The sequence below is a fragment of the Thermodesulfobacteriota bacterium genome, from assembly GCA_040753795.1.
Taxonomy (GTDB): Bacteria; Desulfobacterota; Desulfobacteria; order Desulfobacterales; family Desulfosudaceae; genus JBFMDX01.
Window position 1 is genome coordinate 1 of record JBFMDX010000035.1, and the last position, 10,758, is coordinate 10,758.

A 10,758-nucleotide genomic window follows, 5' to 3' on the forward strand; every position below is an offset into this window, starting at 1 on the left:
CCCCCTTTTTCGTTAGGAATGACCGTTGTTATGGCTGCGAGTTCAGCCATTCGTTGACGGCAACAATATCCGTGTCACCCAGAATCCCCGAAGTCTTCTTGAGGATCAGGCTGTTGACGATGTAATCATACCGCGCCATGGCAAAGTTCTGCCGGGCCAGGGAAAGATCCCTCTCCCCGTCCAGAACCGCCAGGATCGTGAAAAGTCCCGACCGGTGGCCTTCCACCTTGCCCTCCACCGCCAGCCGCTGGGCCTCCACCGCCTCCCGGTACGACACCACCCGCTCGATGGACGTGCCCACCCCGAAATACGCCGCCCGGGTCTCCCGCTCCAGTGCCCGGGTCTGCCGCTCCTCCTCCTGGAGGGAGCTGTTCAGCCGCTGAATCGCTTCCCGGGTCCGGGCGCTGACCACGCCCCCCTGGTACAGGGGCAGGTTCAGGCGGAACAGGTACTCGGTGGTTTCCACTTCGCTGCCCCCGCCGAAAAGCGTTCCTTCGGTTTCGGTCCAGTTGTGATTGGCCTCCAGGTTCAGCACCGGATAGTGCGCCGCCCGCTGGCGACGGATATCCTGGCGCGCCGCCTCGGCCGTCTGGCGCACGGCCTCCAGCGCGGGATTCTGCTTGACGGCCGCATCGATCCAGACCCCGGCATCGGCCGGATCCGGCGAAATCAGCGGGATCTCGTCCCGCAACGGCGCCAGATCCCCGGCCGGACTGCCGATGATCTCCTCCAACGCCTGACGGGCATCGTCCAGATCGCTCTCCACCGCCAGCCGGTTGGCCATCACGTCAGCCAGCCGGGCCTTGGCGTCATAATATTCCGTCCGCGTGGACAGCCCCTGTTTGAACCGCTCATCCACCAGTTCATAATTGCGCGCCACGGACGCCTCCTCGGCCCGGGTAGCCGCAAGCCGGTCCAAGGCCCCCAGCACCGCAAAATAAGCCGTGGCCACCCGCACCGCCAGATCCTGGCGGGCCGCCGCCAACTCCTTGTCCGCCCCCCGGGCCAGGGCCCTGGCCCGCTTGATGTTCATAAAAGCCGCATAATCAATCAACGGCTGCGTCAGCGTCAGGGTATACTCCGTGGTGGGAAAATCGGACTTGCCCGAACCAAACACGGTGTTGTCCGAACTGATGATATCCTGAGAGGTCTCCGTATACACCCCCTCGGCATTAAAAGACGGCAGCACCCCGGCCCAGGCCTGTCGCAGCACCTCCTGCTCCGCCTCGCGCTCGAACCTCATGCCCGCGAACCGTGGATCCCGATTCAACGCCAAACCAAAAGCCTCACTCAAATCCAGCGCCCGTGCTGGCAATGCCACGGCCGTTATACAAAACAGAACGGCCGCCGCCAGCCAGGCTGCCGCAACAGGGGTTTTCTCTTGTCCAGCCAGCCCCGTCCTGATACCTGCAATCCACTCCCCGTTAGTCCTCTTCAAAATGTCTTCTCCCCTCTTGGCGTTTGTTGATGGTCCCGGAAACTGTAACTTTCTCTCTCCCCGCAATAAAAAAGCCGGCCTGTCTAAAACGATGACAGTCCGGCTTATAAGCAGTTGCCCTCCTGGCGGCTCGGCTGTCTTTTATTTGAATGTTTAAAGACCCGTGGCTTTCCGTCCCCCGGTCACCCGGAGTTTGGCTTTAACAAGAGTCAGCGTCAATAATACCGTCTATAAATTTTAAAAATAATTAATAAATAACTATAACTGTATCCTTAACTAAATAATTAATAATATGCCCCTCATCTAACATAAATCAATAAAAATTTATTGAAACCCGCCGGGAGGGTCGGAGGCGGCAATAACCTTTTGAATATAATTGATTTTTATGGCATCCTCCGGGCTACATGCCCCGCCGGTATTTGCCGCCCACTTCATACAGGGCGCCGGTGATCTGCCCCAGGGAACAGCAGCGGACGGTGTTCATCAACTCCGCGAAGATATTGCCGCCGGACAGGACCGTTTCTTTCAGTCGGGCCAGAGCCTTCGGGGCCTCATCCTGATTCTTTTGCTGGAATGCCCTCAACCGGTCAAGCTGGGACTGTTTCTCGTCCTCGGTGGCCCGGGCCAGTTCCAGCTTGGCGGTGGCGGCCTCGGCGGAGGCGTCGGGATTAATGAAGGTGTTCACGCCGATAATAGGCAGGGCGCCGGTATGCTTGCGCATTTCGTAATAGATGGACTCCTCCTGGATACGGGAGCGCTGGTACCCGGTTTCCATGGCCCCCAGCACCCCGCCCCGGGAAGTGATGCGGTCGAACTCGGCCAGCACCGCCTCTTCCACCAGGTCGGTCAACTCATCGACGATGAAACTGCCCTGGAGCGGGTTCTCGTTTCTGGCCAGCCCCCACTCCCGGTTGATGATCTGCTGAATGGCCAGGGCCCGGCGCACGGACTCGGGGCTGGGCGTGGTGATGGCCTCGTCATAGGCGTTGGTATGCAGGCTGTTGCAGTTGTCGTAGATGGCGCACAGGGCCTGCAGGGTGGTGCGGATGTCGTTGAACTGGATCTCCTGCATGTGCAGGGACCGGCCCGATGTCTGGATGTGGTACTTGAGCATCTGGGAGCGTTCCGATCCCCGGTATTTTTCCCGGACGGCGACGGACCAGATGCGCCGGGCCACCCGGCCGATGACCGTGTATTCCGGGTCCATGCCGTTGGAAAAGAAAAAAGAGAAATTGGGGGCAAAGCTGTCCAGTGGCATGTTCCGGGAGAGATAGTACTCCAGGTAGGTGAAGCCGTTGGCCAGGGTCAGGGCCAGCTGGGTGATGGGGTTGGCCCCGGCCTCGGCGATATGGTAGCCGGAGATGGAAACCGAATAAAAGTTGCGGACATTGTTGGCGATAAAAAATTCCTGAATGTCGCCCATCATCTTGAGGGCGAATTCGATGGAAAAGATGCAGGTATTCTGGCCCTGGTCTTCCTTGAGGATGTCGGCCTGGACCGTTCCCCGGATATTGGCCAGGACCCGGGCCCGAACGGCTTCGGCCTCCTCGGCCGTCAGATCGCGGCCTTTTTCCGCCCGCCGCCGCTCAGCCTGCTGGTCGATGGCGGCATTTAAAAACATGGCCAGCATGATCGGTGCCGGTCCGTTGATGGTCATGGAGACCGAGTTGTTGGGCGCGCACAGTTCAAAGCCGCCGTAAAGCACCTTGACGTCTTCCAGGGTGCAGACACTGACGCCGGAAGTTCCGATCTTGCCGTAAATGTCCGGCCGGGTGTCCGGATCAAAACCATAGAGGGTGACCGAATCAAAGGCCGTGGACAGGCGCTTGGCCTCCGAATCCGCGGACAATAGCTTGAAACGGCGGTTGGTCCGGGCCGGATCGCCTTCGCCGGCGAACATGCGGGTCGGGTCCTCGCCCACGCGCTTTAACGGGAACACGCCGGCGGTAAAGGGGAAGAACCCCGGCAGGTTCTCCCGGCGCAGCCAGGCGAAAATTTCTCCCGGATCGGTGTAATCCGGCAGGGCGAGCTTGGGGATGCGGGTGCCGGACAGGGACCGGGTAATCAGGGGCCGGCGAATTTCCTCCCCCCGGACCGAATAGACCAGTTCGTCTTCATAATAAGAATCCTTGATCCGGCACCACTGATCCAGCAAGCCCCGGGTCTCCGGGGTGACCGACTGCCAGGCCTGCTCCAGCAGGCCGTCCAGATCCGCGGCCGCCCTGGCCGCGCCGCTGTCGGCCAGGGCCTGTTTGGATTCGGCCATATGCCACTCCCGGCGCAGGGCGTCGGCCTGTTGCCGGGTCTCTTCATGGTATGCGCGGATGGTCTCGGCGATTTCCGACAGATAGCGGGTGCGTTCGGCCGGAATGATAATCGCGCGGCTGGTGGAACAGGTGGCGCCGCTTTTGGGCAGACAGGTTTCAAACCGGATACCGGTCTTTTCCGCCAGCTTGTCCAGCAGGGCGTGATAAAGGGCCGTGACGCCGTCGTCGTTGAACTTGGAGGCGATGGTGCCGAAGGCCGGCATGTGATCCGGCGGGACGTCAAAGGCCTTGCGGTTTCGCTGCATCTGCTTGCGCACGTCCCGCAGGGCGTCTTCCGAGCCCTGTTTCTCGAACTTGTTGACCGCCACGATATCGGCGTAATCGAGCATATCGATCTTTTCCAACTGGGAGGCGGCCCCGAACTCACTGGTCATGACGTACAGGCAAACGTCGGCCAGGCCGACGATGTTGGAATTGCCCTGACCGATGCCGGCCGTTTCCACGACCACCAGATCGAAACCGGCGGCCTTGACGGTCGCGATGGTCTCGGCCATGGCCGAAGGAATTTCCGCGTGGGATTGCCGCGTGGCCAGGCTGCGCATGTACACCCGGGAACTGTTAATGGCGTTCATGCGGATGCGGTCGCCCAGCAGGGCGCCGCCGGTTTTCCGGCGGGAGGGATCGGCGCAGATGACCGCTACCCGGGTATCGCCGGGATCCATCAGAAACCGCAGGATCAGTTCGTCGGTCAGGGAGGATTTGCCGGCCCCGCCGGTGCCGGTGACGCCGATCACCGGCACGACCCGGCTACCGGTTTTCGCGTCCAGGGCCTGCCGGATTTTATCCAGCGATCCGTCCGCGGCATCCTCGGCCGTTCTCACCTGGGTGATCATCCGGGCCACCATTCCGGGGTTGTCGGCCGACAACCGGTCCAGATCCCCCGGTCGCCCGTCAATCGTTGAAAAATCAAGTGTTTTGACCATGTGGTTGATGATGCCCTGGAGTCCCAGGCGAGCGCCGTCGTCCGGTGAATAGATTTTCGCCACGCCGCGGGCCTCCAGCTCCCGGATCTCGTCCGGCACGATGACACCGCCGCCGCCGCCGAACACCTTGATGTGCCCGGCTTCCTGCGCCTTGAGCAGATCGAGGATATACGTAAAAAACTCCATGTGACCACCCTGGTAGCTGGATACGGCGATCCCCTGGGCGTCCTCTTCCACGGCCGCGCGGACGATCTCGCTGGCGGAGCGGTTGTGACCCAGATGGATCACCTCCACGCCGGTATCCTGGAGAATGCGGCGCATGATGTTGATGGAGGCGTCATGGCCGTCGAACAGGGCCGTGGCGGTCACGACCCGGATATGATGTTTGGGCTGATAGGGTTGGGGTTCCATGTTTACTCCTTATTGATTATCCTTTTCCGGTAAACGCCCCCAGGATATTTTCCGTCTGGAAGGCGACATAAGTTTCCAGGTTATAATGCCGGGCGTAAAACCAGCGCCGAAAAGCCCAGGCATGTCCCATCACGGCAATATTGTGAGCCACCAGGTCGATGCGGCGGCTGTCGACCCCCCGCACTTCCCCCGCGGCCACAATTTTTTCCAGCAGGCTTTTGAAAATGCCGGTCACCCGGATCTCGTTTTCCAGCACCCGGGACTTCCACTTGGGCGGGAGGAACTGGGTCACCTGATAAATCAGCAGAATGTGGTCGCTCATGCGGTCGCAGGCGGTAAAGTAACCGCGCACGGCCTGCCGCAGGGTTTCCAGCACCGGCTGCTGGTGAGACAAAACCTCGTCCACGTAAGCCTCCATCTCGGCGTGAATGGCGTCACACACCAGGTAGAGAATATCCTCCTTGGTGGAGACATATTCATACAGGCTGCCGATGGACAGGCCCGTGGCCCGGGCGATTTGCCGGGTGGTGGTCTTGTGATAGCCGTTGGCCACAAACAGGGCCACCGAGGCATCGACAATCTGCCGCCGCCGCTTGTGAACCAGGTCCTTGTCCTTTACTTCCGTCGGGACTTCGTGGATGCCTGAAGGCGAGTCCGCCATTTTCTCTGTCCTTGTTTAAAACTTTTTCTTACCGAGCGAGCGCTCAATCATAAATAAAACCCTTCAATTCACCTGTCAATGATAAAAAGGCTATCGCCTTCTTTTAATGTATCACTTACAGTGATCGACTGTTAATTGAGCGCTGTTTTGAATACAGGCGGTGTCCGAGCAATCACATACAGGCGATTTATATCCGTTATTTGTCAGGTAATACGTATGGCAAGTGGTAGTGATGGGGTCCTCGCACACCCATCCCTGGACCCAGGAACAATTCAAACAGTCGCCAGTCAGGGCCACCTCGGAATAAACACAGTCTCCAGAATAATACACTTCCCCCGTTGAAGCCCCAAGCGTGCAATCCGAAGCAGGCGGAGGTTCTGGTGTGCCATCATGGCTATCTCCCCCGCCGCCCCCGCCGCCACTATTTGCGGCTGCTACCGCCGCCGCTGTACCGGCAATGGCAGCGGCGCTTGCCCCTATTATCGCACCGGTTGACAGGCCTGACTCGGCCGTGGCGGTGCCACCGCCGGTTGCTATTGCAGCGCTAATCAAAGAAACAGTGATGACGCCTCCGGTAATGACGGCCATCTGGCCCGCTTCCAGCACGGCGGTGGAGACAACCGCTCCGGTATCTGACAAGGCTGACAGATTCAGCGACCCTTCCGTACAACTGACCGTCGCCTTTGTCCTGTCTTCATCCCTGGATTCGATAAAGCCAAAGCCCGTTCCCCTGACGCCAAGAACGCAGGTCGGCGAACGAACTTCGTAAAGATTATCGCCGCCAATGAATTTGCCGACGGTGGCCGTCAACTGACCGATTGATAGTAAAAAAACGGCCGCGCGAGATTGTTTTTTGAAAAGGAATTGATTGATTTCCAGTTTTGAGTTCTGGCTCAGGGTAATGGTGCTGTCATCAGAAAAAGTCATCATGGCCGAAGATGCCCGATCCGTGATGACGACATCTTTTTCTTGAATCGGTGATTTCACGACGGGCTTGATTGCTTCCGTCGCCCTCATCTGCGTGACAGCGCCCTCGACCGAGGTAAACTCACCGATTGCCGCCGCAAAAATTGAACAAGGGATACCGAGTTGTAATATCAGAAAAAACGAAAGAAACTTCCTGACTGCGTTAGACATGGCAACACCTCCAGGATATGGTTAAGCAATGATAACGGCTGAACTCATACAGCATCAATGATGGCTGCATATTTATACAAAACAGAATTAATTGTCAATAATTCAATACCGTGTTTTTTTTGTTTTACAAATTATTACAGTTATCTACAACAATTGACACCTGTCCACGGCCCTGATATAGGAAAATTATGGAATTGAAAGCACTGCTTTACCTGATTTATTTCTTTTTACTGTTACCGGACAAGATCCGCACAGGGGAATCGCCATGACCGCTAGCATTCAACCCAAAGATATTTTTGCCTATCTTTCCCGGAAGGTGCTGGGACAGGATGAGGTTTTAAAACAGATTTCCGTTTCCGTCTTCAAGCATATCAGCGGCATTAAATGGGGCAACATCTTCCTTGTCGGCAACAGCGGCACCGGCAAAACGACCATCATGAACTCCGTCTTCCAGTTTTACCGGGACCACAAGGAACTGGAGGCGTTTCAGGCCATGTCGGTCATGAACGCCAATACCCTGGTGGATGACACCGGGGAAGTTAATCTTCATCGGATATTCAAAGACCTTGAGGCGGGTGTGCGAAACCGCCTGGGCGCCTCGGTCACCGCCAGGGAGTTGAAGACCCATATTGAAAACGCCACCGTCTGTCTGGATGAAGTGGACAAAATTTCATCAAAAATTTCCGGACGGACAAACGTCTCGGGTATCGTCATTCAACAGGCCCTGCTGACCATCCTGGAAGGGGAAACCATCTATATCGAAACATCCGTCATCCAGGACGGGGCCAGGCGGGCCGTGCGGATACCCGTCAACACCGCCAAAATGCTGTTTATCTGCGGCGGCGCTTTTGAGGAGCTGTACAATCAAGTCTATGCCATTGTGGAATCCGGCAAGAACGGAAGAAAGCTCAAAGAAACCTTCGTCTGGGACGACGCCACGGAACGGCCGGAACGAAAGGTCATCTTCACCCTGAAGGAATATCTCAAGATCGATGACTTGTTTGCCTACGGCATGATCCCCCAGTTCATTTCCAGGTTCAGCGGCACCACCGTGCTGGAGAACCTGAAGAAGGACGCCCTGAAGCATATTCTTCTCACCGCGGTGGACTCGCCGTATATAAACGCCAGAGAATATTTTCAAACGTTTAACATCGACCTGCGGCTTTCCGACGATGCCCTGGACCTGATCGCGGCCCATGCGGAAACCAATTCCCGGATCGGCGCCCGGGCCCTGCGGGAAGTGTTTAACAAAATCATCGCGGATATCCAGTTTGACCCGTTTGCGTCCGGCCTGATCGAGGAAAAAGACGGAAGCCGCTCCCTGACGGTGGATAAAACGCTTGCTAAAAAATATATCTAAAGGGCACCTCTAAAAATTGCCTTTTGCAGATTCTTTTAAATTTGCGGCCTTTGTCAAACCTTTACTATCGGTTTTTTTCCTGCTATGTTCCACCCATCGTTTGACTTCCGGATGACTTCCGACTGTATGATCAGTTCATGACCGGGCCCTGATTTAACAGGAGCCCGGACGCCATCCGCGGATATTGATTCGAAATACTGACATGAACATTTTGATTACCGGCGCCAACGGCCAGCTGGGTCGGGACTGCCAGGCGGTGTTTGGCGACCGCCACGCGTTAACCTGCGTGGATATCGAAGACCTGGACATCACCCGCCCGGACCGGGTGCTGGCGTTCGTGCGTCAGGCCCGGCCGGAGGTGATCATCAACTGCGCCGCCTTCACCCTGGTGGACCAGTGCGAAACCCAGAAGCGCCTGGCCTGGGCCGTGAACGTGACCGGCGCTGAAAACCTGGCCGCCGGCGCCGCGGAGTGCGGCGCCCTGATGGTGCACATTTCCACGGATTATGTCTTTGACGGGAAAAAAATATTCCCGGAAAGCTACGTCGAGACCGACGAGACGGCGCCCCTGTCCTATTACGGCGTGACCAAACGCGAAAGCGAACGGACGGTGGCGCGTTGCACCGACCGGCACCTCATCCTGCGCACGGCCTGGCTGTACGGCTTTTCCGGCCACAACTTTATTAAAGCTATTTTAAAAAAAGCGCTGGCCGCGCCGGACCAGCCCCTGAAAGTCGTCAACGACCAGTATGGTTCGCCCACCTGGAGCCTGACCCTGGCCAGGCAGATCGACGAACTGATCGATCCGCCGGCCCAGGGCCTGTATCACGCGTCAGCCGAAGGGGCCTGCACCTGGTTTGAATTCGCCCGCTATTTTCTGGAAAAATTGAATGTCCCCAACCGAATCGTCCCCTGTCAGACCCGGGAATATCCCACCCCGGCCGTCCGCCCCGCCTGTTCGATCCTGGAAAACCGGCGGCTCAAAGCGGAAAACCGCAACCGCATGGGCGCCTGGCAGAAAGACCTGGATGACTACCTGGACCGGTACGGTGAAACCCTGCTGGAGCAGTGCCGGCCATTAACCTCAACAGACGGAAAAAGTCCATGAACCTTTTAGTCACCGGCGGCTGCGGCTTTATCGGTGCCAACTTTATCCGCTTTATCCTGGGCCAAACGGACTTTGACGGCCGCATCATCAACGTGGACAGCCTGACCTACGCCGGAAATCCGGAAAACCTCGCCGGCATCGATCAGGCCTACCCCGGCCGCTATCATTTTTTAAAGGCGGATATCTGCGACCTGGCGACCATGAACCGGATCTTCGAAGAAAGCGACGTCGACACCGTCTGCCATTTTGCCGCCGAATCCCATGTGGACCGGTCCATTGTCGCGCCGGATGACTTCATTCAGACCAATATCATCGGCACCTTCAACCTGCTGGAAATCGCCCGCAAGCGTAAAAGCCGCCTGGCACGGTTTCATCACATCAGCACCGATGAGGTCTTCGGCAGCCTGGGCAAGGAAGGGTATTTCACGGAGACCACCGCCTACCAGCCCAACAGCCCCTATTCCGCCTCCAAGGCCGCCTCCGATCACCTGGTCAGGGCTTATGCCGCCACCTACGGCCTGCCGGTGACCCTGTCCAACTGTTCCAATAATTACGGCCCCTATCAGTTCCCGGAAAAACTGATCCCCCTGATGATATTAAACGCTCTGGAGGGAAAAGCCCTGCCGGTTTACGGGGACGGCCGTAACATCCGCGACTGGCTGCATGTGGAAGACCACTGCCGGGCCGTGTGGGAGATCCTTTGCCGCGGCCGGGAAGGTGAGACCTACAACGTGGGCGGCGGCTGCGAGATGGAAAACATCGCGCTGGTGGAGATGATCTGCGACGCCATCGACGCCAAAACCGGACGGACAAAAGGGTGCTGCCGCAAGCTCATCACCTTTGTCAAAGACCGGCCCGGCCATGACCGGCGCTACGCCATCGACGCCGCCAGGATCCGGTCCGAACTGGGCTGGGCACCGCGCGTCACCATGGCGGAAGGCATCGAGGCCACCATCGACTGGTACATGAGCAACGAGGCCTGGGTGAACCGGGTCAAAAGCGGCGAATACAGGGAGTGGATAGAAAAACATTATTCGTAAAAAACGATTTGTGCGGTTATTTATATAAAGATAGTGATTAAGTGATTAAGGTTTTAAAGTTTCAAGGGTATCGCTATAAACAACCGTGGCCACAAGGTTTGGTTGTTAAAAGAATTGAATCGGGAAAAGGACTCCTCTCGAAACCGTTGAATTTAATTTTTTACAAAATCTGAAATTTCAATTTTAACGAAGTCAGCTATATGAGGTTATGATGAAAGGTATAATCCTGGCCGGCGGCTCCGGCACCCGGCTCTATCCCCTGACCCGGGTTACCAGCAAGCAGCTGCTGCCGGTTTACGACAAACCCATGATTTATTACCCCCTGTCCGTGCTCATGCTCGGCGGCATCCGGG

The 10,758-nt window shown here is 57.3% G+C and carries 8 protein-coding genes and 1 riboswitch; of the genes, 4 read left to right on the top strand and 4 right to left on the bottom strand.

Annotated features, from left to right (window positions below; genetic code table 11):
• Positions 1–28: 28 nt before the first annotated feature.
• The 4 genes from AB1724_20185 to AB1724_20200 form a co-directional block, all read right to left on the bottom strand.
• Complete coding sequence (locus AB1724_20185) at positions 29–1,321, bottom strand: TolC family outer membrane protein (GenBank protein MEW6080136.1); 1,293 nt, start codon at positions 1,319–1,321, stop codon at positions 29–31.
• Positions 1,322–1,559: 238 nt separating this feature from the next.
• Positions 1,560–1,646: riboswitch (cyclic di-GMP riboswitch) on the bottom strand.
• A gap of 192 nt (positions 1,647–1,838) precedes the next feature.
• Positions 1,839–5,099, bottom strand: coding sequence for a fused isobutyryl-CoA mutase/GTPase IcmF (gene icmF / locus AB1724_20190; GenBank protein MEW6080137.1), 3,261 nt, complete (start codon positions 5,097–5,099; stop codon positions 1,839–1,841).
• A gap of 16 nt (positions 5,100–5,115) precedes the next feature.
• Positions 5,116–5,760: a TetR/AcrR family transcriptional regulator gene (locus AB1724_20195; protein ID MEW6080138.1), complete on the bottom strand. Its 645-nt coding sequence runs from the start codon at positions 5,758–5,760 to the stop codon at positions 5,116–5,118.
• Between the two features lie 111 nt (positions 5,761–5,871).
• Positions 5,872–6,897, bottom strand: a complete 1,026-nt coding sequence (locus AB1724_20200; GenBank protein ID MEW6080139.1) for a FecR family protein — start codon at positions 6,895–6,897, stop codon at positions 5,872–5,874.
• Positions 6,898–7,162: 265 nt separating this feature from the next.
• Between AB1724_20200 and AB1724_20205 the strand changes: the two genes are divergently transcribed.
• The 4 genes from AB1724_20205 to AB1724_20220 form a co-directional block, all read left to right on the top strand.
• On the top strand, positions 7,163–8,257 hold the full coding sequence (locus tag AB1724_20205) for an AAA family ATPase (protein MEW6080140.1): 1,095 nt from the start codon (positions 7,163–7,165) through the stop codon (positions 8,255–8,257).
• A 202-nt stretch (positions 8,258–8,459) separates the two neighbouring features.
• Positions 8,460–9,365, top strand: coding sequence for a dTDP-4-dehydrorhamnose reductase (gene rfbD / locus AB1724_20210; GenBank protein MEW6080141.1), 906 nt, complete (start codon positions 8,460–8,462; stop codon positions 9,363–9,365).
• Positions 9,362–10,405: a dTDP-glucose 4,6-dehydratase gene (gene rfbB, locus AB1724_20215; GenBank protein ID MEW6080142.1), complete on the top strand. Its 1,044-nt coding sequence runs from the start codon at positions 9,362–9,364 to the stop codon at positions 10,403–10,405. The genes rfbD and rfbB overlap by 4 nt, the downstream gene beginning before the upstream one ends.
• Positions 10,406–10,616: 211 nt before the next feature.
• Positions 10,617–10,758 (top strand): sugar phosphate nucleotidyltransferase (locus tag AB1724_20220; GenBank protein MEW6080143.1); only part of this gene is annotated, 142 nt, incomplete at its 3' end.